Annotated in this window: 16 protein-coding genes, 2 tRNA genes and 1 riboswitch; of the genes, 10 read left to right on the top strand and 8 right to left on the bottom strand. The window is 72.7% G+C overall.

Annotation, left to right across the window (positions count from 1 at the left end; translation table 11 throughout):
• The first annotated feature begins 109 nt into the window (after positions 1 to 109).
• The 3 genes from FBY22_RS39940 (at position 110) to FBY22_RS39930 (ending at position 4,094) form a co-directional block, all read left to right on the top strand.
• Entirely contained in the window at positions 110 to 2,218 is a 2,109-nt protein-coding gene (locus FBY22_RS39940) for a DEAD/DEAH box helicase (RefSeq protein WP_142153312.1), read from the top strand.
• Positions 2,219 to 2,367: 149 nt separating this feature from the next.
• The gene (locus FBY22_RS39935; RefSeq protein ID WP_142153310.1) at positions 2,368 to 3,921 is read left to right on the top strand and encodes an amino acid permease; all 1,554 of its coding nucleotides are present in this window, start codon (positions 2,368 to 2,370) and stop codon (positions 3,919 to 3,921) included.
• A 100-nt stretch (positions 3,922 to 4,021) separates the two neighbouring features.
• Positions 4,022 to 4,094: transfer RNA gene (locus FBY22_RS39930), tRNA-Lys, on the top strand.
• Between the two features lie 67 nt (positions 4,095 to 4,161).
• Here FBY22_RS39930 and FBY22_RS39925 read toward each other — a convergent pair.
• On the bottom strand, positions 4,162 to 6,081 hold the full coding sequence (locus tag FBY22_RS39925) for an N-acetylmuramoyl-L-alanine amidase (protein ID WP_142153308.1): 1,920 nt from the start codon (positions 6,079 to 6,081) through the stop codon (positions 4,162 to 4,164).
• Between the two features lie 265 nt (positions 6,082 to 6,346).
• On the opposite strand from FBY22_RS39925, the gene FBY22_RS39920 reads away from it, so the two are divergent.
• Entirely contained in the window at positions 6,347 to 6,853 is a 507-nt protein-coding gene (locus tag FBY22_RS39920; RefSeq protein ID WP_142153306.1) for a sensor domain-containing protein, read from the top strand.
• On the opposite strand, the gene ribA is transcribed toward FBY22_RS39920, so the two are convergent.
• Both ribA and FBY22_RS39910 read right to left on the bottom strand, forming a co-directional pair.
• Positions 6,840 to 7,481, bottom strand: coding sequence for a GTP cyclohydrolase II (gene ribA / locus FBY22_RS39915; RefSeq protein WP_142153305.1), 642 nt, complete (start codon positions 7,479 to 7,481; stop codon positions 6,840 to 6,842). The genes FBY22_RS39920 and ribA overlap by 14 nt on opposite strands.
• A gap of 147 nt (positions 7,482 to 7,628) precedes the next feature.
• The gene (locus FBY22_RS39910; RefSeq protein WP_142153303.1) at positions 7,629 to 8,159 is read right to left on the bottom strand and encodes a MarR family winged helix-turn-helix transcriptional regulator; all 531 of its coding nucleotides are present in this window, start codon (positions 8,157 to 8,159) and stop codon (positions 7,629 to 7,631) included.
• Between the two features lie 114 nt (positions 8,160 to 8,273).
• Between FBY22_RS39910 and FBY22_RS39905 the strand changes: the two genes are divergently transcribed.
• The 4 genes from FBY22_RS39905 to FBY22_RS39890 all read left to right on the top strand — a co-directional run bounded on the left by FBY22_RS39905 (position 8,274) and on the right by FBY22_RS39890 (position 12,273).
• Complete coding sequence (locus FBY22_RS39905) at positions 8,274 to 9,407, top strand: dihydrofolate reductase family protein (protein WP_142153301.1); 1,134 nt, start codon at positions 8,274 to 8,276, stop codon at positions 9,405 to 9,407.
• 77 nt (positions 9,408 to 9,484) lie between these two features.
• Positions 9,485 to 9,558 (top strand) — tRNA-Met (locus FBY22_RS39900).
• A gap of 483 nt (positions 9,559 to 10,041) precedes the next feature.
• A riboswitch (cyclic di-AMP (ydaO/yuaA leader) is annotated at positions 10,042 to 10,199 on the top strand.
• An 11-nt stretch (positions 10,200 to 10,210) separates the two neighbouring features.
• The gene (locus FBY22_RS39895; protein WP_142153298.1) at positions 10,211 to 11,230 is read left to right on the top strand and encodes a M23 family metallopeptidase; all 1,020 of its coding nucleotides are present in this window, start codon (positions 10,211 to 10,213) and stop codon (positions 11,228 to 11,230) included.
• A gap of 98 nt (positions 11,231 to 11,328) precedes the next feature.
• Positions 11,329 to 12,273, top strand: a complete 945-nt coding sequence (locus FBY22_RS39890) for an aldo/keto reductase (protein WP_142153296.1) — start codon at positions 11,329 to 11,331, stop codon at positions 12,271 to 12,273.
• A gap of 45 nt (positions 12,274 to 12,318) precedes the next feature.
• Here FBY22_RS39890 and FBY22_RS39885 read toward each other — a convergent pair whose 3' ends face one another.
• From FBY22_RS39885 to FBY22_RS39870, 4 genes are all read right to left on the bottom strand, one after another.
• On the bottom strand, positions 12,319 to 13,665 hold the full coding sequence (locus FBY22_RS39885; protein WP_142153294.1) for a PrsW family intramembrane metalloprotease: 1,347 nt from the start codon (positions 13,663 to 13,665) through the stop codon (positions 12,319 to 12,321).
• A 63-nt stretch (positions 13,666 to 13,728) separates the two neighbouring features.
• Positions 13,729 to 14,601 (bottom strand): tRNA (guanosine(46)-N7)-methyltransferase TrmB, encoded by an 873-nt coding sequence (gene trmB, locus FBY22_RS39880; protein ID WP_142153292.1) that lies wholly within the window; start codon positions 14,599 to 14,601, stop codon positions 13,729 to 13,731.
• Positions 14,602 to 14,669: 68 nt separating this feature from the next.
• Positions 14,670 to 15,890, bottom strand: coding sequence for an L-2-hydroxyglutarate oxidase (lhgO, locus tag FBY22_RS39875; protein WP_142153290.1), 1,221 nt, complete (start codon positions 15,888 to 15,890; stop codon positions 14,670 to 14,672).
• 178 nt (positions 15,891 to 16,068) lie between these two features.
• Positions 16,069 to 17,493 carry an MFS transporter gene (locus tag FBY22_RS39870; RefSeq protein ID WP_142153288.1) on the bottom strand — a complete coding sequence of 475 codons (1,425 nt, stop codon included), beginning with the start codon at positions 17,491 to 17,493 and terminating at the stop codon, positions 16,069 to 16,071.
• A gap of 695 nt (positions 17,494 to 18,188) precedes the next feature.
• Between FBY22_RS39870 and FBY22_RS39865 the strand changes: the two genes are divergently transcribed.
• A complete protein-coding gene (locus tag FBY22_RS39865; protein ID WP_142153286.1) occupies positions 18,189 to 20,288 on the top strand; it encodes an asparagine synthase-related protein in 2,100 nt (699 codons plus the stop codon).
• A 426-nt stretch (positions 20,289 to 20,714) separates the two neighbouring features.
• Entirely contained in the window at positions 20,715 to 23,999 is a 3,285-nt protein-coding gene (locus tag FBY22_RS39860; RefSeq protein WP_142153284.1) for a BTAD domain-containing putative transcriptional regulator, read from the top strand.
• Here the strand turns inward: FBY22_RS39860 and FBY22_RS39855 are convergent.
• On the bottom strand, positions 23,996 to 25,933 hold the full coding sequence (locus FBY22_RS39855) for a sigma-70 family RNA polymerase sigma factor (RefSeq protein ID WP_142153282.1): 1,938 nt from the start codon (positions 25,931 to 25,933) through the stop codon (positions 23,996 to 23,998). The genes FBY22_RS39860 and FBY22_RS39855 overlap by 4 nt on opposite strands.
• Positions 25,934 to 26,099: the final 166 nt, after the last annotated feature.

Genomic DNA, 26,099 nt, shown 5'->3' with positions numbered 1-26,099 from the left:
GTGGCGCGTTCTCTCCCTTGCCGTGGCTGACCGCATAGAGGCGGTCGTATTGCGAATCACGGAGTTGACGGGCGCGTGCCGACGAGACTCCGGAAGGTTTCGCATACGCATGTCCATTTCCAGTACTGATCACGTCGTCGTGCCCGAGAACGAGGGCACCGAGGACGCCGTCGAGGTCACCTTCTCGGACCTCGGCCTCCCCGAGGGCGTCGTGCGCAAGCTCGCCCAGAACGGCGTGACCACCCCCTTCCCGATCCAGGCCGCGACCATCCCGGACGCCCTGGCCGGCAAGGACATCCTCGGCCGTGGCCGCACCGGCTCCGGCAAGACCCTCTCCTTCGGTCTGCCGACCATGGCGCGTCTCGCCGGTGGCCGCACCGAGAAGCACAAGCCGCGCGCCGTCATCCTCACCCCGACCCGTGAGCTCGCGATGCAGGTCGCGGACGCCCTCCAGCCCTACGGCGACGTCCTCGGCCTCAAGATGAAGGTCGTCTGCGGCGGTACGTCGATGGGCAACCAGATCTACGCCCTGGAGCGCGGCGTCGACATCCTCGTCGCCACCCCGGGCCGGCTGCGAGACATCATCAACCGCGGCGCCTGCTCCCTGGAGAACGTCGAGGTCGCCGTCCTCGACGAGGCCGACCAGATGTCGGACCTGGGCTTCCTGCCCGAGGTCACCGAACTGCTCGACCAGATCCCGGCCGGCGGCCAGCGGATGCTGTTCTCGGCCACGATGGAGAACGAGATCTCCACCCTGGTCAAGCGCTACCTGAGCGAGCCGGTCACGCACGAGGTCGACAGCGCCCAGGGCAACGTCACGACCATGTCGCACCACATCCTGATCGTGAAGCCCAAGGACAAGGCGCCGGTCACCGCGGCCATCGCCTCCCGCAAGGGCCGCACCATCATCTTCGTCCGCACCCAGCTGGGCGCGGACCGCATCGCCGAGCAGCTGCGCGAGGCGGGCGTGAAGGCCGACGCGCTGCACGGCGGCATGACCCAGGGCGCGCGCACCCGCACGCTGGCCGACTTCAAGGACGGTTACGTCAACGCGCTCGTCGCCACCGACGTCGCCGCCCGCGGCATCCACGTCGACGGCATCGACCTCGTCCTGAACGTGGACCCGGCCGGCGACCACAAGGACTACCTGCACCGCGCCGGGCGTACCGCTCGTGCCGGCCGCACCGGTACGGTCGTGTCCCTGTCGCTGCCGCACCAGCGCCGCCAGATCTTCCGCCTGATGGAGGACGCGGGCGTCGACGCCGGGCGTCACATCATCAACTCCGGGACGGCCTTCGAGCCCGAGGTCGCCGAGATCACCGGCGCCCGTTCGATGACCGAGGTCCAGTCCGAGTCCGCGGCCAACGCGGCTCAGCTGGCGGAGCGCGAGGTCGCCCACCTCACCAAGCAGCTGGAGCGGGCGCAGCGGCGCGCGACCGAGCTGCGCGAGGAGGCCGACCGGCTCGTCGCCCGGGTCGCCCGCGAGCGCGGAGAGGACCCCGAGACGGCGGTGGCCGAGGCGCAGGCGGCGGTCACCGAGGCCGCCGGGACCGTGACCGAGGCGTCCGTGCCGGAGCAGCCGGTCGCGCAGGACGTCGAGCGCGCGGAGCCGGCCCCGTCGTACGAGCGTCGTGAGCGCCGGGACAACGACCGCGGTGACCGTGGCGGCTTCCGCCGTGACGACCGTGGTGGTCGTTCCTTCGAGCGTCGTGACGACCGTGGTGGCCGCTCCTTCGAGCGCCGGGACAACGACCGCGGTGACCGTGGCGGCTTCCGCCGTGACGAGCGTCGTGACGACCGTGGTGGGCGTTCCTTCGAGCGCCGTGACGACCGCCCGGCCGGCCGCTCCTTCGAGCGCCGGGACAACGACCGCGGTGACCGTGGCGGCTTCCGCCGTGACGAGCGTCGTGACGACCGTGGTGGTCGTTCCTTCGAGCGTCGTGACGACCGCCCGGCCGGCCGCTCCTTCGAGCGCCGGGACAACGAGCGCGGCGGCTTCCGCCGTGACGACCGTCCGGCCGGCCGTTCCTTCGAGCGCCGGGACGACCGCGGCGGTCACCGTGGCAGCGACCGTCCGTTCAACCGCGACCGCCGTGACGACCGCCCGGGCTTCCGCTCCGGCGGCCACGACCGCCCCTACGGTCGCCGTGACGACCACCGTGGCACCGGTTCCTTCGGGCGCCGGGATGACAAGCCGCGCTGGAAGCGCAACGGCTGACACCGAGTGAGCTGAACGAGGGCCCGTACGACTTCGGTCGTACGGGCCCTCCCGCGTTCGCAGGGCGCTTACCGGCCACGGAAAACTTTTGGCCAAAGCACCTATCTTGTGACGCATGTCACGCCTCTGCCGAGGGAATCGCTGGGGGCATGACAGATGACGCCATAGCGAGCGGGCAGTCGGGCCTTTCCGACGAAGAGCGGCTTGCCCAGCTCGGCTACACGCAGGTCCTTGCCCGCCGGATGTCGGCGTTCAGCAACTACGCGGTCTCCTTCACGATCATCTCGGTCCTGTCGGGCTGCCTGACCCTCTACGCCTTCGGCATGAACACGGGTGGTCCGGCGGTGATCACCTGGGGTTGGGTGGCCGTGGGCCTGATGACGCTGTTCGTGGGGCTGTCGATGGCCGAGATCTGTTCGGCCTACCCGACCTCGGCCGGCCTGTACTTCTGGGCGCACCGGCTCGCGCCACCGCGCACCGCCGCCGCCTGGGCGTGGTTCACGGGCTGGTTCAACGTGCTGGGCCAGGTGGCGGTGACGGCCGGCATCGACTTCGGTGCCGCCTCCTTCCTCGGCGCGTACCTGAACCTGCAGTTCGGCTTCGAGGTGACGAAGGGGCGGACGGTCCTGCTGTTCGCCGCGATCCTGCTGCTGCACGGCCTGCTGAACACCTTCGGCGTGAAGATCGTCGCCCTGCTCAACGACATCAGCGTGTGGTGGCACGTGCTGGGCGTCGGCGTGATCGTCGGCGCGCTGGCCTTCGTACCCGACCATCACCAGTCGGCTTCCTTCGTGTTCGGGAAGTTCGTCAACAACACGGGCTGGGGCAGCGGGGTGTACGTCGTGTTGCTGGGCCTGCTGATGGCCCAGTACACCTTCACCGGCTACGACGCCTCCGCCCATATGACGGAGGAGACCCACGACGCGTCCACCGCGGGCCCGAAGGGCATCGTGCAGTCGATCTGGACGTCGTGGATCGCGGGCTTCGTCCTGCTCCTCGGCTTCACCTTCGCCATCCAGTCCTACGACAAGGAGCTCGGGTCCGCGACGGGTGCGCCGCCGGCCCAGATCCTGCTGGACGCGCTGGGGGCGACGGCCGGGAAGCTGCTGCTCCTGGTCGTGATCGGGGCGCAGCTGTTCTGCGGGATGGCGTCCGTGACCGCCAACAGCCGTATGATCTACGCCTTTTCGCGCGACGGCGCGCTTCCCTTCTCCCGTGTCTGGCACACCGTCAGCCCGCGCACCCGGACGCCCGTAGCGGCCGTGTGGCTGGCGGCGGTGGGGGCGCTGGTGCTGGGGCTGCCGTACCTGATCAATGTCACGGCGTACGCGGCGGTGACGTCGATCGCGGTCATCGGCCTCTACATCGCCTACGTCATCCCGACGCTGCTGCGGGTGCGCAAGGGGGACGCCTTCGAGCGGGGACCGTGGCACCTGGGCCGCTGGTCGACGCTGATCGGCTGGGTGTCGGTGGTGTGGGTCGGTGTCATCACGGTCCTGTTCATGCTGCCCCAGGTCTCCCCGGTCACCTCGGAGACCTTCAACTACGCGCCCGTCGCCGTCCTGGTGGTCCTCGGCTTCGCGGCCGCGTGGTGGGCGGCGTCGGCCCGGCACTGGTTCCTCAACCCGTCCCACGCCCGCACACAGGCCCGTGAGGCGGCGCGCGCGGGCAGCGCGGGCGGTGCGCAAAAGGTGGATCCGTAACACTCCCGGCGTCCCCGCGCGCCACGGCACGGCCGTGTCCCCGATACCCGATCGGAGACACGGCCGTGTCCGGCTATGCTCGGGGAGGCAACATCGCCGAGGGCCCTTAGCTCAATTGGCAGAGCAGTGGACTTTTAATCCATTGGTTGTGGGTTCGAGTCCCACAGGGCCTACGCAGAAGCCCCAGGTCGGAAAGATCACGACCTGGGGCTTTCGTGTGCTGTACGGGTCAGCCGGGGGTCATCCCGCGGCCGCCGTGACGTCCCCGGCGTAGACCAGGGCGACCCGGTGGTTGTACTGGATGGTGTACATCGACTTGGCGCCGGTGACGACCGTGCCGCTGGACGGGAAGAAGTCCTGCGTGGCGGACGGCGGCTCGGTCGCCACGTAGGCCTGGCCTGCGGGGATCGTGTACATGCTCAGCGGGGCCTGCGTCGAGGGGGACAGGCCCGAGGGGTACTCGGCGGCGTCCGGGTAGCCGGAGCCGTACACCGCGACCGGTGAGGTGCCGGCCGCGCCGATCACCTGAACGCCGTGGGCGGGCGCGGTGTTGCAGCCGTGCGGGTTGTAGAACCACACCTTCGCGCCGCTGTACCAGATCGCGGTCCAGTCGCCGTCCTGGCCCGCGACCACGAACTGCTGGCCGGCCGCCGCGGTGCTGCCCCAGTCGTTGATCCGGTCGGTGCCGGCCGTGCCCGGGTGGACGGCCTGGTCGCCGAAGAGGGGCGCCGAGTCGTCGGGCGCGGTGCGCAGGTAGACGAAGTTCGACGGCTGCGGGGTCTCCGTGCAGGCGGTGGTGGCGCCGGTCGGGTCGTCGGCGGGGCAGATCTGGACGGTCTGCAGGTTGTCCTCGAACCGGGGCGCGATGGTGACCACCGAGCCGACCGGGCCGACGCCGTGCGCGCGGGTGTGGACGCCGAGCAGGTTCATGAAGTGGTTCCAGTCCCAGGACGGGCCCGGGTCCCAGTGCATGCCGGAGACGAGGGACGACTTCGGCCCGGCGACGTTGTCGTGGCCGATGACGTGCTCGCGGTCCAGCGGGATGTCGTACCGGGCGGCGAGGTACTCGACCAGTTCGGCCGTGGCCTCGTACTGGGCCTCGGTGTACCAGGTCGCGCCGTGCGCGGCGTAGCCCTCGTGCTCGATGCCGATCGAGTGCATGTTGGTCGTGTAGTTGCCCGCGTGGAAGGCGAGGTCCTTCGTGGGCACCATCTGCGTCACCGCGCCGTCGGCGGAGCGCATCACGTAGTGCGCGGCGGCGCCGCCCGCCGCCTGGGCGGTCCTGATGGCGGCGTCGTAGGAGCTCTCGGTGTCGTGGATGACGATGGTGTCGATCCTGATGCCGTTCGCGGGGCGGTTCGAGACCTGGCCGTTGGAGGCCGCCGCCGGGACGAAGGCGCAGTCCAGGGTGGGCGGGCACTCGACGTCCGTGACGGCCGCCGACTTCAGGTGCAGGGCGGCCAGTTGGCCGGTCGCGGGGCGGACACCGCTGTCGGCCGCCAGGCTCATGCGCCGGCCGTCGGAGGTGGTGCGGGCGGCGCCCTTTCGTATGGAGGCGAAGACGCGGTCGGCGAAGGCCGCGGCGCCCTGGCGCTGCGAGGACTGGCTGTAACGGGCCACGGCCCCGTACCAGTTGCCGGGGTCGGTGGACGCGCTGCCGGTCGTCTTCCTCTGGTAGTCGGCGAGCAGGGCCGCGCCGCCGCGGATGTTGGCGGCCGGGTCGGTGCGCAGGCTCTCGGCGGACAGGCCCGTCAGTTTCGCGGCGGCCCGAAGCGTGTGCAGTGCGGGGTCGGCGGCCATGTACGCCAGATCGCCGCGTCCGGCGGCTCCCGCGGGGCCCGCGGCCAGCATGGCGGGGGTGACGTCCGTCAGGTGCATCGGGCCGTAGCCGCCGTCCGTGCTGTGCTGCCCGGGGCGGGTGTCCCAGGCGGACTCCTGGTACGACACGGCCAGCAGCACCTGGCGCGGCACGTGGTACGCGTCGGCGGCGGCGGTGAAGGCCCGCTCCAGCGAGGGTGCCGGGCGGCCGGAGGCGTCGGCTGCCGCCGCCGTCACCGGCACGGTCGTCGCGCCCGCGGCGGCCAGTGCGGCGACAGCGGCGAGCAGGGCCGGACGGTGGAGGCGGGACGCGTGCCCGCGTCTGTCACTGTGTGTGGTCATCAAGGGATCCCGGACCTGTGTCGACTCGGATGGCTGCGGAGAACGCGCACGTGACGGGGCGTCGATTCGCCGACCCGGCCGGCCGGTGGGCCCACGGGCCGGCGGCGGACGGCCCTTCTCCGGGAGGAGAGTATGTCAACTCCCGCAATCGGCTGGGAATTTGGGCGCGAGAAGTCCCAATGCGGGCGTGGAAGAAGGTTGGTGAAACCCGCGGTCGGCGGCTGACCGGCCGCGATGGTTCGGGCGTGGACGGTTCGTCGGCACGATCGCCGGGGGCGGCGCCTGGCTGCTGCCCGGGACCGTGCTGCTCCGGCGGCGGATCGCCGACGCCAAGCGGGCCATGACGGCCGGCTGGACCGGGCAGAGGAGCCCGACGGCGTACCGGCCGCTCACCGGGAAGCTGCGCGAGCGCATCCGCACGGCACTCCGCGAACCCGGCACCTCCACCGACCTGCGCTGGACGGTCGCCGACTGCTTCTACGGCGCCCTGGCCGGTAGGTGGAGGTGGAGGGGCGGGCGCAGGACGGGCCGCGGGCCCCGGCCGCCGTCGGGGTACCGCCTACTTCGTGGTCGCCGGGGCCCCCACCAACACGGCGAAGCGCGGCGGCTCGGCCCGCGTCACGGTCCGGCTCGTCCGGCTGAAGCGGGGCTGCGGGCGCGGGTCGCCGACGAGGGCCGGGGCGGCGCCGGCGAAACCCGCGGCTCGGGCCTGCTGGGCATACGACGCCCGGTTACGGCCCTGGACGGCCGGCGCGTCCTCAGCCCGCGCTGAGTTCCGTCAGTTCGCCCAGGGGGAGCGTGTGCTGGGTCTGGAGGACCTTCGCGCGCAGGTAGCGGACGTTGTGGGCGGTGGTGAAGACGCCGGTCGGGACCCGGTCGTGGACCGTGATGCCCAGGTCGCGCAACTGCCCTGCCTTGTCGGGGTTGTTGGACAGCAGGTCCAGTTCGGTGACGCCGAGCGAGCGCAGCATCTGGGCGGCGGCCGTGTAGTCGCGGGCGTCCTCGGGCAGGCCCAGGGCGGCGTTCGCCTCGTAGGTGTCGAGGCCCTGGTCCTGCAGGGCGTACGCGTCGAGCTTGTTGTAGAGGCCGATGCCACGGCCCTCCTGGCGGAGGTAGAGCAGGACGCCGCCACGGGCCGCGATGCGCTCCACCGCCTCCCGCAGCTGCGGACCGCAGTCGCAGCGGGCGGAGCCGAAGACGTCGCCGGTCAGGCACTCGGAGTGCAGGCGGACCAGCGGGACGGTGCCGGGGACGGGGTCGCCGAGGACGACGGCGACGTGTTCCTGGCCGTCGACCAGGCCGTGGAAGGTGACGAGTTCGGCGTCGACGCTGTAGCCGTCGTCGAAGCGCAGCGGTACCCGGACGCGGGAGCGCGGCGTGGCGGCGGGGAAGTCGGGCATGGGGGTTCTCCTGTGTCCGGGTGCAGGACCGTGCGGAGTGCTGCTTCAGATTTGAAGCAGATCCACGGCTGGAACCCTACCCGTGCTTTAAATTTGAAGCAACAGATTTGCGACCCGGCTCACGCGGGGAAGTTCACGAGAGTGTCCTCACGACGAGCCCGAGCCCGAGCACGGCGACGACCGCCGCCGCCACGGCACCTCGTCGGAGGTCGGCCGCGGCGTCTCCGCGCCCTCCAGCGCGCGCACGATCGCGGAGCTGATCTCCTCCAGCCGCTCCACCTGCTCCTCGGAGAGATGGTCGAACACCGCCGCCCGTACGGTCTCCACATGCCCCGGCGCCGTGCGCTCCAGAACCGCCATCCCCTCGTCGGTGAGGGCCGCGAAGCTGCTCCGCTTGTCCCACTGGCAGTCCTCGCGCCGGATCAGCCCGTCCTTCTCCAGTCGCGTCACGGCGTATGTCAGCCTGCTGCGCGTGATCTTCGACTTCTCGGCGAGATCGGTCATCCGCAGCTTGCGTTCCGGCGCCTCGGAGAGGTTGGCCAGGATGGAGTAGTAGAGATGGGGCATGCCGGCGTCCTGCTGGAGCTGGCGGTCGATCGCGTCCTCCAGGAGGTGCGTCGCCGCGATGTACGCGCGCCAGGCGCGCTGCTCCTTGCCGGTGAGCCAGCGAGTCGTCATACGACCAGTGTAGGTTTGTTTCAAACTTTAACCAAGAGTCCCCTTTGCCAAGCATCCTCTTTGCCAAGCGCCCCCTTACCCAGCATCCCCGGCCTCCGAGAGCGAGCACGCCCGATGCCGTACCCCCACGTCCTGCTGTCCGCCGCCGTCTCCCTCGACGGCTACCTCGACGACACCGGCCCCGAGCGGCTGCTGCTCTCGTCCCCGGCAGACTTCGACCGGGTGGACGAGGTACGGGCGTCCGTGGACGCCATCCTGGTCGGCGCCGGCACGATCCGCGCCGACAACCCGCGCCTGCTGGTCAACTCACCCGAGCGGCGCGCCGCCCGCACGGCCGAGGGGAAGCCGGAGTACCCCCTCAAGGTCACCGTCAGCGGCTCCGGTGACCTCGACCCGACGGCGAAGTTCTGGCACACCGGCGGCGAGAAGGTGCTCTACACGACCGACGAGGGCGCACACCGGGCCGTCGCCCTCGGCCTCGCCGACGTCGTCGTCCCCCTGGGCCCCGGCCTCGACTGGCGCCGCCTCCTGGAGCACCTGCACGACGTACGAGGCGTCGAGCGCCTGATGGTCGAGGGCGGCGGCACCATCCACACGCAGCTGCTGCTCCAGGGGCTCGCGGACGAGCTGCAGCTGGTGCTGGCCCCGGTGTTCGTCGGCGACGAGAAGGCGCCCCGGCTCTTCGGGCCGGGCGGCTACCAGGGCGGCCGGCTCAGACTGGTGGAGAGCCGCCGTATCGAGGACGTGGTGCTGATGCGCTACGAGCCCACCGCACCCGGCACGGGCCCGGTCCCGTCCGCCGCCGACCACCACTGGCTGCGGCTGGCCTGCGCGCTGGCGGCCCAGTGCCCGCCCTCACGGACGGCCTTCAGCGTCGGGGCGCTCGTCGTCTCCGCCGACGGCACGGAACTCGCCCGCGGCCATTCGCGCGAGGCCGGCGACCCCACGGTGCACGCCGAGGAGGCGGCGCTCGCGAAGATCGATCCGGCCGATCCGCGGCTGGCGGACGCGACCGTCTACAGCAGCCTGGAGCCCTGCGCGCGGCGCGCGTCCCGGCCGAAGCCGTGTTCCCGGCTGATCCTGGAGGCCGGGGTACGGCGGGTGGTGACCGCCTGGCGCGAGCCGGACACCTTCGTCGAGGAGGCCGACGGGAACGGACTGCTGGCGGCGGCCGGGGTGGACGTCGTCCTGCTGGAGGAGCACGAGGCAGCGGCCAAGGCGCCGAACACCCATCTGCTGGGCGGCTGAGAACCCCAGGCGAAGGGGCCGGATCGAAACCCTGGTGCTGGGCGTCCCGCGGATGGCGTACACTGGAGTCACAACGACGCGGGGTGGAGCAGCTCGGTAGCTCGCTGGGCTCATAACCCAGAGGTCGCAGGTTCAAATCCTGTCCCCGCTACTGAAGGCCGAGGGCCGGAATCCGGAAACGGGTTCCGGCCCTCGGTGTTTCCCCCCATCGCCCTCACGGCTCGCCCGCCGTCCCCGCCCCGCTCTACTCGCGCGGGGGCACGATCCTCGCCAGTGGATCCGCGGCGAGTCTGGAGGGCCGTCTCTTCGCCGATCCCGCCGGGCTGATCGCCACCCTCGCCCGGGAGGTGCACCGGCACACCGGGGACGGCGCGACGGACGACATGGCGATGCTCGCCGTACGACGTCACGCCAGGTGATGGGATGGCCGCCCTCCGCATAACAACTGACGGACCGTCAGTGGTCGTGAAGATCCTGAGAAGGGGTCAACTCGCCCGTTTTTCGCCGGTCATGGACCTGTACGTCCAGCCCGGAAACGTTAATGATCAAGCCGAACTGCTTGGAATCCACACCCCGGGTCTATTAACGTACGATAACGCAGCGCGGTCGTCCCAGCCGTCACAAGAGGCGGCTCCGTGCTCACGCGCCGAATCCCGCAAGGGAACCGGGGAACCACCACCCTGGGGTGAATCGCGCGGATGCCACCGTGGACCCACGGCCGGTATACGCGCGTAGGAGACCTTCCTGCTCCGAACCCGTCAGCTAACCCGGTAGGCGAGAAGGAAGGAAAGGAGCACGCCCACGTGGCGTCCAACCCGCCTGCCCCGGCAGCGCCGTTCGTGCCGAGCACCGAGCCCTTCGGCTTCGCCCCCCGCACCGACGAGGGCCAGTGGGAGGAGTGGAATCCCACCGCGGAGTCCGTACGCCCGGTACGGGGCAAGCACCGCGTGGCCAAGCAGCGCGGCGGCGGGCTGGCCCGCAGCTCCACGGTTCTCGGCGTCGGCGTCATAGCCGCCGTCGGTGCGGGCGGCATGGCCAGCGCCAACACCGGCAAGCCCCCGGTCTCCATCTCGATGCCCGACCTGGCCTCCGTGAGCCATGTGTTCGGCGATGACGAGGCCCCGAAGGGTTCCGCCACGGCGCTCAGCAGCGTCGGCGTGACCACCGAGGACACCGCGCAGGGCGCCAGGGACGCGGGCGAGGCGCTGCGCGACCGGATCATGGCCCAGGCCGAGGCACAGCAGGTCCAGGTCGACAGCAAGGCCCAGGCGGTCACCGAGGCGTCCTTCGCCAAGCAGGTCGACGCCGCCGCGGCCAAGGCGGAGCAGGACGCCGCCGCCAAGGCCGCCGACGCCAAGCAGAAGGCCGAGGCCGAGGCCAAGAAGAAGGAAGAGCAGGCGCGGCTGGCCGAGCTGGCCAAGCAGTTCAAACTGCCGGTCGGGTCGTACACGATCACCGGCACCTTCGGCCAGGCCGGCTCCATGTGGTCCTCCGGCTACCACACGGGTCTCGACTTCGCCGCCCCCACGGGCACGCTCATCAAGGCCATCCACAGCGGCACCATCACCGAGGCCGGCTGGGCCGGATCGTACGGCTACCGCACGATCCTCACCCTCGACGACGGCACCGAGCTGTGGTTCTGCCACCAGTCGTCGATCAGCGTCAAGGTCGGCCAGAAGGTCGCCACCGGTGACGTCATCGGCCGCGTCGGCGCCACCGGCAACGTGACCGGCCCGCACCTGCACCTCGAGGTCCACCCGGACGGCCAGGCCACCGGGATCGACCCGATGACGTGGCTGCGCGGCAAGGGCCTCAACCCCTGACGGTCCGCACGTCCCCGGAACGGCTGCCTCCGATTGTTTACGGGAAGTTTGCGGCCGTTCCGGAAGACCGCTCTGCGGGGTCTTCGTTGACGTAGGACATGACTTCTCTTCGCAAGCTCGGCAACTCCGGCCTCGAGGTCTTCCCGCTCTCCCTCGGCGGCAACGTCTTCGGCTGGACGGCCGACGAGGCCACCTCCTTCGCCGTCCTGGACGCCTACACGGCGGTGGGCGGCAACTTCGTCGACACCGCCGACTCCTACTCCGCCTGGGTCGAGGGCAACAGCGGCGGCGAGTCCGAGACGATCATCGGCAGGTGGATGGCGGCGCGCGGCAACCGCGACGACGTCGTGGTCGCGACGAAGGTCAGCCAGCACCCCGAGTTCCCGGGCCTGTCGGCCGCCAACATCAAGGCCGCCGCGGAGGCCTCGCTGCGCCGCCTCGGCACCGACCGCATCGACCTCTACTACACCCACTTCGACAAGACGGAGACGCCCGTCGAGGAGATCATCGGCGCGCTGGACGAGCTGGTGCGGGCGGGCAAGGTGCGGGCGATCGCCGCGTCCAACATCTCCGCCGAGCGCCTCGCCGAGTCCCTGGAGTTCTCCGACCGAGAGGGCCTGGCCAAGTACGTCGCCCTCCAGCCGCACTACAACCTGGTCTCCCGCGACACCTACGAGGGTCCCCTGCGGGACCTCGCCTCCCGCCAGGGCCTGGCCACCGTCCCGTACTACGCCCTGGCCTCCGGCTTCCTCACCGGCAAGTACCGGCCCGGTACGACGGTCGAGGGCGCGCGGGCCGCGGGCGCCGGAAAGCACCTGCGGACCGAGCGCGGCCGGAAGGTGCTGGCGGCCCTGGACGAGGTCGCCGAGGCGCACGGCGCACCCGTCGCCACGGTCGCCCTGGCCTGGCTCGCGGCCCAACCGACGGTGGCCGCCCCGATCGCCTCGGCCCGCACCCCGGAACAGCTCCCGGCCCTGCTGGACGTGGCGAACCTGACCCTGACGGACGCGGAGATCACCCGCCTGACGGAGGCATCGGCCTGACCGGGCCGCCGGGGCGGGCCGGCGGTGCCGTGTCCTTCGCGCCTTCTACGACTGGTACGGGTTGTACGCGGGATACGGCCCTGCCGGGTACCCGGGGTGGCCGTACGCGCCGTACGTCCCGGGCATCGGCCACGGCGGTGCCATCACCGGCACCGGCGGGGCCGTCGCCCGCGCCGCGTACCCCAGCGCCGGTCCCGCGATCTCCCGCCGGTTCCACAGCTCGGCCAGCAACTCCCGCTCCCGTACGGAGAAGTCGGCGCCCGCCCGCCCCCGGCGCCCCCGGTGCCGCAGGAACGCCAGCGACGTGGCGTACGCCTCGTACTGCAGGACCGTCCGCGCGGCCGGCTTGCCGAAGTGGTGGGCGGCGTAGTCGCGGGCCAGCCGCCGCGCCCGCATCGAGCCCAGCGCGAACGGCTCGGCCGGCGTCAGCCAGCCCGCGGCGGCGTACGCGGGCAGTTCCTCGCGGACGGTGCGCAGCTCACGCTGCCGCGTCCAGATGACCAGCCAGGTCAGCAGTCCGAACGCGGGCACCATGAAGACGGCGTACACGGCGAAGAACCCGAACTCGCCGAACGTGGACGAGCCGTTCCACATGGCGTGCATGCCCATCGCGAGCAGCAGGCCGCACAGCGGGACCAGGACGCGCCGGGCGTGCTGCCGGTCGGCCGCCGTCGCGGCGAGGCCGAAGCCGATGCCGGTCAGGACGGTGAAGAGGGGGTGCGCGAACGGCGACATGATGACGCGTACGAAGAACGTCGCCGCCGTCACGGAGGCGATGCCCCGGTCGCCGGTGAGCTGGTCGGTGCCGAAGGCGGTGCCCAGGTAGAGGATGTTCTCGGTGAACGCGAAGCCGGTCGCGGTGATGCCGGCTATCACCACCCCGTCGACGATGCCCGTGAAGTCCCGTCTGCGGAAGAGGAAGACGAGCAGGACGGCGGCGGCCTTGGCGGACTCCTCGACGACCGGCGCTATCACGGTCGCGCCGAGGGTGTCGGCGCTCGACGGGTCCGCGGTCGCCGTCGCTATCCATCTGGTCGCGAAACTGTTGGCGACGATCGCTATCAGCGCCGCCGCGCAAGCCCCCCAGGCGAAGGAGAACAGCAGGTTCCGCCAGGGGCCGGGGGCGACCCGGTCGAGCCACCGGAAGGCGGCTATGAGCAGCGGTACGGGCAGTACGGCGAGGCCCAGCCCGACCAGGAATCCCTCGGTGCCGGTCTGTTGGCGCACCAGGGCGAGGATGACGAGCCCGGAGAGCGCGAGCAGCGTGCTGAGCGCCCCGTAGCGCACCCCCCTGCGCTGCCACCAGTGCGCGTGCCCGAGCGCCCTGCCCGCCGGACCACCGGGGTGCGGCGGCTGCGGCGGGTATGTCGGGTACGGGGGAAAGGTGGCCACGGCATTGACCCTAACGAGCGAAGGCGCCGCCCGCGATGGCGTATCGCGTTGACCGCGGGAGCCTCAGGCGTCTGTGGGGAGCTGGTTGTGGTGCTGTACGCGACGGAAGAGCAGGTCGTTCACGACATGTCCCTTGTCCAGTCCCTGGCCCTCGAACCGGGTCAGCGGCCGGAAGTCCGGACGGGGCGAGAAACCGCCGTCGGACCGCGTGTTCTCGAATTCCGGATGCGCGGTGAGGACTTCGAGCATCTGTTCGGCGTACGGCTCCCAGTCCGTCGCGCAGTGCACGATCCCGCCCGGTCTGATCCGGGTGGCGACGAGGTCGAGGAACTCCGGCTGGATCAGCCGCCGCTTGTGGTGGCGCTTCTTCGGCCAGGGGTCGGGGAAGTACACGCGCAGCCCGTCCAGCGCGTCGGGCGTGAGCATCTCGCGCAGCAGGATGATGGCGTCGCCGTTGCCGACCCGGACGTTGGACAGTCCGTTCTGGTCGGCGAGGTTGAGCAGGTTGCCCTGGCCGGGGGTGTGCACGTCGACGGCGAGGATGTTCGTGCCTGGATCGGCGGAGGCCATCTGCGCGGTGGCCTCTCCCATCCCGAAGCCGATCTCCAGGACGACGGGGTTGTCGTTGCCGAAGAGCTCCGCGAGGTCGATGACACGCTGTCCGTCGATGTCCAGCCCCCACTTGGGCCACAGCCGCTGCAGCGCGTCCGCCTGCCCCGCGGTCACCCGGCTGCGCCGCGGCTGGAAGCTCCGGATCCGCCGCTCGAAGTGCGAACCGGCGGGGTCGGCCCTGGGCCCGTCCGGGAAGCGGGGCTCCCCCTTGGCCCTGGTGTGCCGGACGGAGACACCGGGGACGTGCGCGGGTCGCCCGGCGGGCTCCGCGGAGGCGGGAGCGGCGGGCCGGGGGGCTTCGGGGGCATTGTGGGAGTCAGACACAGTGGGGTCGATTTTACGGGGACGGCCACCCGTCCGGACCGCCCCTCCTCACCCGGGCCGCTGCGTCCTCACACCGAGCCCAGCATCGTCAGCGCCCTCCTGGCCACCTCCCGGCCGATCGGCAGCGAGGCGGTGGCCGCCGGTGAGGGCGCGTTCAGCACGTGCACCGCCCGCGGCCCCTCCTTGATCATGAAGTCGTCCACCAGTGACCCGTCCCGCAGCACCGCCTGCGCCCGCACACCGGCGGCCGTCGGCACCAGGTCGTCCGCCGTCACCGCAGGCAGCAGCCTGCGCACCGCCGTCGTGAACGCCGCTGTGGACACCGACCGGCGCAGCTCTCCCGCCCCGTACCGCCAGTGCCGCCGGGCCAGCTGCCAGGACCCGGGCCACGCTAGCGTGCCCGCCAGCTCCCGCGGCCGTACGACGCCCCAGCCGTAGCCCTCCCGGGCCAGCGCCGGCACCGCGTTCGGCCCGATGTGCACGCCCCCGTCGATCCCGCGTGTGAGGTGCACCCCGAGGAACGGGAACGCCGGGTCCGGCACCGGGTACACCAGCCCCCGCACCAGCTCGGGCCGGGCCAGCTCGTAGTACTCGCCCCGGAACGGCACGATCCGCATCTCCGGGTCGTCCCCGGTCATCCGGGCCACCTCGTCGCAGTACAGCCCGGCGCAGTTCACCAGCACCCGCGCGCGGACGACGTCGCCGGTCCGGGTGCGCACGGCGACCCCCAGCCCGGCCCGCCGGTCGATCCGCTCCACCCGGGCGCCGTACCGGATCTCCGCTCCGGAGCCGTGCGCCAGCTGCCGGGCCACGCCGACGAAGTCGCACACGCCCGTCGTGCCGACGTGTATGGCCGCCAGCCCCCGCACCTCCGGCTCGTACTCGGCGATCTGCGGGGCGCCCAGCTCACGGACCGGAATGCCGTTCTCCCGGCCGCGCTGCACCAGCGCGTGCAGGCGCGGCAGCTCGGCCTTGTCGGTGGCCACGATCAGCTTTCCGGTGACGGCGTGCGCGATGCCGTACTCCGCGCAGAACTTCACCATCTCCGCGGCGCCCCGCACCGCGTACCGCGCCTTCAGCGACCCGGGCCGGTAGTAGATCCCGCTGTGGATGACCCCGCTGTTGCGCCCCGTCTGGTGCCGGGCCGGGCCGCCCTCCTTCTCCAGCACGGTCACCCGGGTGCCCGGCGCGGCCCGCGTGATCGCATACGCGGTGGACAGCCCGACGATCCCCCCACCGATCACGAGCACGTCACAGTCGTACGCGACCTCGGCACGCACCTGCACCACCTCCCACCTCGATAGTGCACTGCGCCACTGACAGTGCCCTCAAACGTGGTGCGGGCGCATGCCGCTCAGGGGCGCGGGGCCGTACCGATGTGCGGCTCCGCGGCGTGGGCGCGACAAGCCACGACGCACCCGCACCCGCAAGCCGGCACGAACCCGGCAGAAGCCCGCCGGGCACCCCTCACGCCGGCGTCATCAGCAGCGGGCGGGCCCGCTCCCGCAACTCCACCACCCTCGGCTCGTCCCCGTACGGCTCCAGCCGGTGCAGCAGATCCTTCACGTACTCCGTGGTGCGCGCCGACGAGATGCGCCCGGCGACCTCCACCGCCCGCACCCCCTGCTCGCAGCACGCGTCGAGGTTGCCCGACTCCAGCTCGGCCACCGCCGAGACGACGAGCCGCAGCCCGTGCGAGCGCACGAACTCCTCCGTTGGCTTCGACAGCGCCTGCTCGGTGAAGCGCCGTACCTGACGTGGCGCCTTCAGGTCGCGGTAGCACTCGGCGGCGTCCGCGGCGAACCGGTCGTAGGAGTAGAAGCCCAGCCACGAGGGGTCGTTGTCGCCCTCCCGTGACCGCTCCAGCCAGCCCTCCGCCGCCTTCAGGGCCGCGCCCGCCGCCTGCGCGTCTCCCGCACGCGCGTGTGCCCGTGCCTCGACGAGCCGGAAGAAGCTCATGGTGCGGGCCGTGGCCAGTCCGCGGTTGCGCTCCAGCGCGGCCTGCGCGAGATCGACGCCCTCGTCGCCGAAGCCGCGGTAGGTCGCCTGGAGCGACATCGATGCCAGCACGTAGCCCCCGAGGGGCACGTCGGCGGCGGCCCGGGCGAGCCGCAGCGCCTGGATGTAGTACCGCTGCGCGGCCTCCTGCTGCCCGGTGTCGAACGCCATCCACCCGGCGAGCCGCGTGAGCTCCGCCGAGGCGCCGAACAGCGCTCTGCCCACCTCGTCCGAGTACGAGCCGAGCAGCAGCGGCGCCGCCTCCACCCGTAAGCACTCGGGCACCATGGACGAACGCCAGTCGCCGCCTCCGTACTTGGAGTCCCAGCGCCTGGCGTCCTCGGCGGCCTCCCGCAACTTCTGCACGTCGCTGTGGCCGACTTTGAGCGGTGCGCCCGAGCCCTCCGCGGAGTTCGCCTCGCGCGCCACCGAACTGTCGGCCGGTGTTATCAGCCACCGTGAGGCGGGCGTCGCGTACGCGCTTACTGCGAACGATCCGGCCAGCGACTGCCAGATGCCGCCGGAGCCGGCCCGGCGCCCGGCGAGGTCGAGGCGGTACAGCTCGGTCGCCGACCGCACCGCCTGTCCTACGTCCCTGGGGAAGGCGAGGCCCACTTCGGGTGCGGGATCCGCGTCCGCCAGACCGATCTCGTGGAGCGGCACCGGGCGGCCGAGCTTCTGGCCGATCGCGGCCGCGATGAGGTGGGGCGCGGCACCCTGCGGCACCATGCCCTTCGACACCCAGCGCGCCACCGACGTCTTGTCGTAGCGAAGTGTCAGACCACGCTGTGCGCCAAGGTCGTTGACGCGACGCGCGAGGCCTGCGTTGCTGATTCCCGCGAGGGCGAGAACGGCGCCGAGTTTTTCGTTCGGCCCGCGTTGCTCCCTGGACATGCGCCACCCCTCGACACAGACGGCTGCCGCGCTGGCATAACCACGCGGCATTCGTAAACCCAGCGTAGTTCGCCGCATCCCAAGCGTTAAGGGGCATTGTTCCGGATGGCGGGATTGTGGTCCGTACTGAAGTACGGGTCCGATACGCGCAGTTGCGCCGTGCTCCGGCTGTGTGGCCGTGCGCCCGCCCGTGCGCTCTTCTCCGGCCACCGGGGGAGCGGTTCCATGGGCCGTGCGTGGGTCGGCCCGCTGTACTGGATCCAGTGGGCTGGGGGACACCGCCACCTCCATCCCCGCGGGTGGCGGAACGGTCCGGGAGGCGGACTCCGTCTCCCGGGCTGCGCGCAGGAGTTGACGGTGTGCGAACCATGTACAGAGCGTGTCCACACCTGTCCCCGCGTCACCAATTTGGCTGAAAATCGACCCCGCGTTCACATGGCGATTACCGCTCCCACCATGGCACTTGAGGGCGCGAACGGCGTTTTCGGGGCGCACAGCGGGGGCGCATTCACGTCGCAGTCCCCCTGGTAGGCAGGGGTGTCCGGGCCGCCGGATCACCCTCGTGCGGGGGAGCGTCCCGGCGCGTTCCGGGGATCACAAGCCGCTCCACGGCCCTTCCACCGCGCGTTCTTCATGGCAGCATGGTGAACCGGTTCGTGCGGTGCACTGGTTGTCCACAGTCCGTGGAGGCGTCGATGCGGTGGTTGGTGGGATGGAGCAGCACCGCCCCGGCGACCGCCGGCATCGGTACCGCGGGGGCCACCGGAAGCGACGGCGAGACCGTGCACCCGGTCGGCTCCCAACTCCTGTGGGGCGACCCCGACCCACTGTGGGCGGTCGGCGACTGGCGCCCCGACGAGGTGCGGGTGGTCCGCGCCGACCCGCAGACCCGGATCGCGGTCCTGGGCACCTGCGGCGCCTCCGACGAAGAGCTGCGCGTCGCGCTGTTCGCCGCGCGCGGGGGCGCACTGCGTCATCTCACGGCCTGGCCGGGCAGCTACACGGCCATCGTCCAGGTGGGCCGCCGCATCACCGTCTGCGGCGATCTGGCAGGTGCCCGCCCGGTCTTCCACACCCCGTGGGCGGGTGGCACGGCCTACGCGACCGCCGCGCTCCCCCTCGCCGACCTCATCGAGGCCAACCTCGACTTCGGCCATCTGGCGGCCCTCCTCGCCGCCCCGGACGTCCCGGCCGCGCTGCACGACTCCACCCCGTACGACGGCGTACGGCGCATTCCGCCGGGGCACGCGCTGATCCTGCGCACCGGCGCACGCGAGATCGCCGGCTACGAGCCGGTCGCCTCCCTCGCCGTGGCGGCGCCCTCGGCCGACCCCGACAGCGCGGTGGACGCCGTACGCGACGCGCTGGTGGAGGCGGTACGCGCGCGTCTGTCTGCGCCGCGGCACGTCCCGGGCGCCGACATAGACCCCGGCCCCGTCCCCGGCATGGGCCCCGCCGAACGCCGCGCCGCGCGCGGGATGCCGGTCGCCGGGATCGGCGCGGACCTCTCCGGCGGCCCGGCGTCGGGGACGCTCGCCCTGCTCGCCGCGGGCCTGCCGGGCATGCCGGGTACCGTCCTCGGGCACGGCACGGGCGCCGGCGAACGCCTCCTGGCGGTGACCTTCAACGACCTGGCCGTCGGCGGCCGCGAGGCGGAACTGGAACGCGCGGGCAGCCTCGCGGCCAACCCCCGTCTGCACCACGTGGTCGTGACCGGCGGCGAGGAGACCCTGCCGTACGCCGACCTGGACGGCCCCCTGACCGACGAGCCTGGCCAGTCCCTGGTGACCGCCGCGAGGCACCGGGTCCGTCTGGCGTCCGGCAGCGCCGACCACCTCACCGGCTACGGCGCCCGCCAGGTCCTGGACGCCCACCCGGCCCGCCTGGCCGACCTCCTGATGGACCGCAAGCGCCGGCATCTCGTGCGCCCCGTCGCCGCGCTCGCCAAGGCGGACGGCTCGGTGTTCGTCCCCGCGCGCGTGTACGGCGCGGCCCGCCGGCTGGCCCGCACCCCGTACGGGGCGGGCCTGGAACTGCTCGCCGAACGCCTCCTGCAACGCCGCTTCGACGAGCCCGGAGGGGCCGTCGGAGCGTCCCTGGCCGCCCTCACCTGGGCCAGACCGGGCCCTGCCGCACGCTGGCTGACCGGCGAGGCGCTGGCTGAAGTATCGGTTCGCCTGCAGGCGTCGACGAGCCGCTCGGGCATCGGCCCCGGCCAGCGCCCCGGCGACCACCGCGCGCGTGCCGCGCTGGCCCGCCAGGCCGCCGACATCCGCGTCCTGGAGCAGGCGGCGGAGATCCGCTCCCAACGCCTGCACGCGCCCTTCCTCGACAACCAGGTCGTCCGCGCCTGCCGCGCCCTGCCCGAGGCGCTGCGCGTTCAGCCGGGCGCCCGAGCGGCCATCCTCCGCACGGTCCTGGAGGGCGCCGGTGTACGCGACCTCCCGCCCGGCTGGGGCGCCCCCTCCCACGCCCCGGCGGCGGTCGCGGCCCGCACCGGCCTGAGAGTCTCCGCGGACTCCCTGATGGCCCTGTTCGGCACCCCCCTCCTCGCGGAGGCCGGCCTGGTGGAGGCCCGCGTCGTCCGCAAGGCGCTGCGCGCGGCGGCGGAGGGCGAGCCGCTGCCCCTCGACGGCCTGGCCGATCTGGTCTCCCTCGAACTGTGGCTACGCCGCCTCCTCGCCCGCCGAGGCACCTGCTGGACAGGCACCCCGGCCCGCCAACGCGCGGTCCCCGCGGGCATCCACCCGAAGCGAGGCGCCCTGGCCTCGGGAGGCGGGGCGGGGGTCGCGTGAGGCGCGATTGCGGGGTCTGTTCACGACCTGGGGTCGCGTGAGGCGCGATTGCGGGGTTTGTTCACGACCTGGGGTCGCGTGAGGCGCGATTGCGGGGTTTGTTCACGACCGCCCTCGTGAGTCGTGCGCGTTGCCTGTCACGGGCTGGACGCCTTCCGTGCCCGATTCGGTGGGCGAGACGTCCTTCGGAGCCGGGCCTGGCAGGACGTTCCGGGTCCGACCCGGTGGCGAAGCACACCCTTCAGGTCCGTCCCTGGCATGGCGCATCCCGTGCCGGTCCCAGGTGCGGCGTGCTTCGTGTCGGCACCGGGCAAGGCGCCTTCCGCGCCCGGTCCGGTGAGACGGGGTCCGTGGCCTACTCCTGTCCGACACCCCCCGCCCCTCAAACGCCGTGACCCGCCCCTGCCCGACGGCGACAATGATCCGGTGCGGTACAAGATTCTGGGCGTCACCCAGGCCGAGGACGAGCGCGGCATCGTCGTGCCCGTCCCCGGCCCCCGTCTGCGCGCCCTGCTGACCGCGCTGGCCCTGCGCCCCGGCCGGGTGGCCACACCCGACGCCCTGATCGGCGAGGTGTGGACGGACGCCGCTCCGCACGACGCCCCGGCCGCCCTCCAGGCCCTGGTCGGCCGTCTGCGCCGCGCCCTCGGCAAGGACGCCGTGACCTCCGCCCCCGGCGGCTACCGGCTCACGGCCACCGAGCACGACGTCGACCTGTACGTCTTCGAGGACCTGGTCCACCGGGGCACCGCGGCCCTGGCCCGCAACGACGCCGGCACCGCTGCCGACGTCCTCGACGAGGCCCTCGCCCTGTGGCGCGGCCCCGCCCTCGCCGACCTCCCCGACCGCACCGCCGCCACCCGCCCCGACGCCCTCCACCTGGAGGCGACCCGTGCCCGCGTCGACGCGGACCTGCGTCTGGGCCGCGCCCACACCGCCGTACCGCGGCTGAGGGAACTCACCGCCGCCCACCCGTACGACGAACCGCTGCACGCCCTCCTCATCCGCGCCCTGCGCGACACGGGCCGCACGGCCGACGCCCTCGCCGCGTACGAGTCCACCCGCCGGGCCCTGGCCGAAGACCTCGGCACCGACCCGGGCCCCGGGCTCCGCGCCCTGCACGCCGAACTCCTCGCGGCACCGCAGATCCAGGCCCGTCCCGAGCCACCGTTGCCACCCGGCCGCCCTCAACCCCCCACCCGTAGCGGCAACCTGCGTCCGCGGCTTACCTCTTTCGTGGGCCGGGAACCGGAGCTCGACGCCATCCGTTCCGAATTGCACAGGGCACGTCTGGTCACCCTCACCGGACCGGGCGGCTCGGGAAAGACCCGCCTCGCCGAGGAGGCCGCCGCCGGGCTTCCGCAGGCGTGGCTGGTCGAACTGGCACCGCTCGACCGCCCGGAGGCGGTGCCGGGAGCGGTGGTCAGCGCGCTCGGTCTGCGCGAGACCGTGCTGATGACCGCCGAGCTGACGGCCCCGCAGGACGACCCGCTCGCCCTGCTCGTCGAGTACTGCGCCCCGCGCAGCGAACTCTTGATCCTTGACAACTGCGAACATGTCATCGAAGCGGCGGCCGCCCTCGCCGAGACGCTGCTCACCCACTGCCCCGGGCTCACGATCCTCGCCACCAGCCGCGAACCCCTGGGCGTCCCCGGCGAGTCGGTGCGCCCGGTCGAGCCCCTCGTCCCCGACCAGGCGCGGCGCCTGTTCGAGGAGCGCGCGTCCGCCGTCCGCCCCGACGCGGACGCCGCGCTCGGCGACCGGGCCGCCGTCGAGGAGATCTGCCGCCGCCTGGATGGCCTGCCGCTCGCCATCGAACTGGCCGCGGCCCGGCTGAGGCTGCTCACCCCGAGGCAGATCGCCGACCGCCTGGACGACCGCTTCCGCCTCCTCACCTCCGGAAGCCGCACGGTCCTGCCCCGCCAGCAGACCCTGCGCGCGGTCGTCGACTGGTCCTGGGACCTGCTCGACGAGCGGGAGCGGACGGTCCTGCGCGAGGTCTCCGTGTTCGCCGGCGGCTGGGACCTGGAGGCGGCGGAGGCCGTGTGCACCGGCCCCGCGGCCGACCTGGTCGGCGCGCTCGTCGACAAGTCCCTGATCGTGGCCTCCCCGTACGCGAACCCGTGCGAGGACAGCGGCTCCGGCACCATGCGCTACCGCATGCTGGAGACCATCCACGAGTACGCCACCGAGCGCGCCGCCGAGGTCCCCGAACAGCGCGCCGAGGCCGAGCGCCGGCACCGCGCGTGGGTGCGCGCGCTCGTCACGGAGGCCGAGCCGCGCCTGCGCTCGGCCGGCCAGCTCCCGTGGATATCCCGCCTGGAGACCGAGCTGGACAACATCCGTGCCGCCCTCGACCGCGCCCTGGCCTCCGGCGCCGAGGAGGAGGCGGGCGCCCTCACCCTGGCCATGGGCTGGTTCTGGTGGCTGCGCAACTACCGCCACGAGGCGACGAGTTGGGTCGACCGGGCCGTGCGCCTGGGCGCGGGCGTGGACCCGTACGACACCTCGGTCGACCCCGCGGACGCCTGCCTGGCCGCCCAGGGCGGCGAGGAGCCGGGCCCCCTGCACACCCTCCGGATGAACCTCCGGATGCTCCACCTCTTCCTCAAGTCGGACGCCGAGCCGATGGACGTCACCCCGGACAAGCACGCGTACGTCACCGCGGTGCGGGCGTTCTTCGAGCCGGGCGGCCCGGAGTCGGCCCGCTTCCCCGGGCTCGTCTGGCCGGTGACCGCGTTCGTCCTGAGCAGCTGGGAGGAGGTGCGTGCCGCCATGAACGTCACCGTGGCCAACTGCCGCGCCCACGGCGACGACTGGGCGGTCGGCGTGGCCCTGATGTTCCGCACCCACATGGCGGTCGACTCGCCGGGCGGGATGAAGGGCGTCGACGAGGACCTCGCCGAGCTGCGGGCGATCAGCCGGCGCGTCGGTGACCGGTGGATGCGGGCCCAGGTGTGCAGTGCGGCCGGCGAGGCGGCCATGGCACGGGCCCGGTACGAGGAGGCCAAGGGCGAGTACGAGGAGGCGCTGCGCCTGGCCTACGAGGTGGGCGCGTACGCGGAGACGCCGTTCCTGATCGCCCGGCTCGCGGAGTTCGCCTACCGGGCCGGCGACCGGCCGGGTGCGGTGCGGGCGCTGGACGAGGCGTCGGAAGCCGCCGACCGTTACGGCGTGGCCGACTCCCGGGCGTTCGTCCTGCTCATGCGGGCCCATCTCGCCCTGGACGACAAGGACACGGTCCGCGCGCGCGAACTGTGCGAGGCGGCCCGGGCGGAGACCCAACGGGGTTCGCCGCCCCCGCAGTTCATGGTGATGCTGGACGCGGTCGACGCGAGGGTGACGGTCGTCGAGTCCGGTCCGCGGCTGGGACTGGCGAAACTGGTCGACACCGTCCGGGAGTCGGTGGAGCGGCGCTGTGCCGACGCGGTCACGGCGACGCTCCTGGACGGCACGGCGGCCGTGCTGTCCGACCTCGGCGACCACGCGCGCGTGGCCCGTCTGCTGGCGGCCGCCGACCGGCTGCGGGGCGGTCATCCCCGCCTGGCCCCGGAGGGCGCCGAGGCCGAGCGCGCGGAGGCGGCCACCCGCGCCGCGCTGGGCGACCGGCGGTGGGAGACGGAGTACGCCGCGGGCGCCGCTCTGGCTCCCGATGAACTGTTCGCCGACCTCGACGAGGCCCTGCGCGGTACGGCGGCCGACAGGCCCTAGGAGCAGGTGAACCTCGACTCGGCCCAGTCCGCGAGTGTGAGCGCGTCGAAGCCGTCGCGCGGCTCGACGACCAGCCGCACGGTCCGGTGCCCGGCGAGGTTCACATGCACCGGAACCGCCGGCTCACCGGCTTCCACCAGGCCCGACCGCCACAGCCGGGTGCCGTCGGCGTAGACGGAGAAGTAGACCTTGCCGAGCCCCAGGGCCATGTCGTCGATGCCGACCAGGGCGTCGTAGGCGGTGCAGCTGCGGTTGAGGTCGATCGTGACGGAGGAGTGGCCGTGCACGCTCACCCCGTGGGTGTACCGCTTGTCGTCGACGGACAGGCCGTAGCGCTGCCACACCCAGCTGCTCCGGCCGATCCGCATCTCGGGCCCGGTGCCGTCGCCGCTGACGTCGTAGGCGAGCTCGCTCCACTCGTAGACGGCCGGGGCTGGCGGCGGAGGCGGGGTCGTTACGGGGGTGGGGGTGAGCGTGGGCTTCGGCGCGGACGTCGGCATCGGCGTCGGCGTCGGCTTGGGCTTCGGCGCCGGCGCCGGTGGGGGTGTGGGCGTCGGCGTCGGCGTGGGGGTCGGCCGGGGTGGCGGGGTCGGCGCGGGCGTGGGCGCGTGCGCGGGCACGATCGCCGGGGGCTGCGGCTCGGGCCGCTTTGTCGGGGGCTTCGGCGACTGCTGCCCTACGACCGGCGAGGAGACGGGCGGCTTGGCGTCGGGCTTTCTGACGGGGCTGTCGTCGCCGACGAGGGCGAGGGCCACCGCGGCGGCGGCCACGGCGACGACGCCGGCCGCGATGCCGGCCTTCACCGGCGCGCCCAGTCCCTCCGAGGCGGCCGCTCCGGCACCCGCGCCCGCTCCGCCGGACGAGCCGCCGCCGGCCGCCGCGGCCGCGCCCGCGCCCGCCGCACCGGCTCCGGCGGCCGAACCGGCGACGAGGCCGAGCGCCTTGGCGTACCCGGCGGCGCCGAACCAGCCGATGACCGCGACCGGCACGACGGCCGGGATGCCGCCGGCGACCTCCTTGATCTGACCGGCGGCCAGCCGGCACTTGGCGCACTCCTCCAGGTGCTTGCGCAGCCCGCGCTCCGCACGGGTGCGCAGGCCGCCGCGCGCGTAGGCGCCGAGCCGGTCGGCGTAGCGGGCGCACTCCTCGTCGGCCACGAGGGTGGCGCTGACGTGCGCCTGCAGATAGGCCTGCTTGAGGCCCTCGCGGGCGCGGGAGGCGAGCACGCGCGTGCCGTTGGCGTCCAGCCCGAAGAGCGTGGCGACCTCGCTGGGCGACTCGTCCTCGACCTCGGTGTGCCACAGCACGGCCTGCCAGCGCTCGGGCAGCGACCGGAAGGCCCGCATCGCCATGGACTGCTCGGCCTCGTGCATGGCGCGCACGTCGGCACCGAGATCCAGGGTGTCCTGGTCGGCGGCCTCGGACGAACGTGCCGCCTGCGCGGCGAACACCGCGAAGTCGTCGACGAGGTGCTCACGCCTGGCGGACTTGGTCCAGCCGGCGGCCACGCGCCGGACGCAGGTGAGCAGGTACGGGCGTACGGCGTGCTCGGGGCCGTGCCCCCTGCGCACCGCCTGCAGCATGCGGGCGAAGACCTCGGCGGTCAGGTCGTCGGCGGTGTGGCCGTCGCGGCAGCAGGTGCGGGCGTAGCGGCGCACGGCGTCGGCGTGACGCCGGTACAGCGCCTCGTAGGCGCTGTCGTCGCCCGTACGCATCCGCTCGATCAGATCGGCGTCGGAAGGGGGCAGGTCCCTCGGCGGCGGCAGGACGCCGCTGTCCTGCCGCCGGTCGCGCTGGGCCGGGACGCTTCCCTCGACGGGCTCCCCGGCCTGAGCCGGGATGGAGGGGCGTCCCCCCTGGAGCGGTACCTGTGGCGTGGCGCCGTCTTCCGGGTCACCGTCGCCGAGTGACTCGTCCCGCCCGTCAACGCTCATCGCGGAAAGCCCCCGCCGCCTGCCCTACCGGTCCCGAACACCGGGTCAGAGTGCCATATTGGCTTTTGGTCAGGACCCCTGCCGAGTGGTCCTTCCACTCGTCCGTGGGGAGTTGCCGCGTACCAGTACTAGCTTTCACCCGTTCGGGGAAGCCTCAATTGATCTC

The organism is Streptomyces sp. SLBN-31 (genome assembly GCF_006715395.1).
Classification (GTDB): domain Bacteria; phylum Actinomycetota; class Actinomycetes; order Streptomycetales; family Streptomycetaceae; genus Streptomyces.
The sequence above is the reverse complement of the archived record's forward strand: the minus strand, read 5'-3'. Positions and strand labels throughout refer to the sequence as shown.

Coding starts and splice junctions, on each gene's coding strand:
- FBY22_RS39910 (WP_142153303.1), bottom strand. CDS start 8,159: ATGACGACTCGCTGGCTCACCGGCAAGGAGCAGCGCGCCTGGCGCGCG.
- FBY22_RS39905 (WP_142153301.1), top strand. CDS start 8,274: ATGCCGTACCCCCACGTCCTGCTGTCCGCCGCCGTCTCCCTCGACGGC.
- FBY22_RS39855 (WP_142153282.1), bottom strand. CDS start 25,933: ATGAGCGTTGACGGGCGGGACGAGTCACTCGGCGACGGTGACCCGGAA.
- FBY22_RS39890 (WP_142153296.1), top strand. CDS start 11,329: ATGACTTCTCTTCGCAAGCTCGGCAACTCCGGCCTCGAGGTCTTCCCG.
- FBY22_RS39870 (WP_142153288.1), bottom strand. CDS start 17,493: ATGTCCAGGGAGCAACGCGGGCCGAACGAAAAACTCGGCGCCGTTCTC.
- FBY22_RS39865 (WP_142153286.1), top strand. CDS start 18,189: ATGCGGTGGTTGGTGGGATGGAGCAGCACCGCCCCGGCGACCGCCGGC.
- ribA (WP_142153305.1), bottom strand. CDS start 7,481: ATGCCCGACTTCCCCGCCGCCACGCCGCGCTCCCGCGTCCGGGTACCG.
- FBY22_RS39935 (WP_142153310.1), top strand. CDS start 2,368: ATGACAGATGACGCCATAGCGAGCGGGCAGTCGGGCCTTTCCGACGAA.
- FBY22_RS39925 (WP_142153308.1), bottom strand. CDS start 6,081: ATGACCACACACAGTGACAGACGCGGGCACGCGTCCCGCCTCCACCGT.
- FBY22_RS39940 (WP_142153312.1), top strand. CDS start 110: ATGTCCATTTCCAGTACTGATCACGTCGTCGTGCCCGAGAACGAGGGC.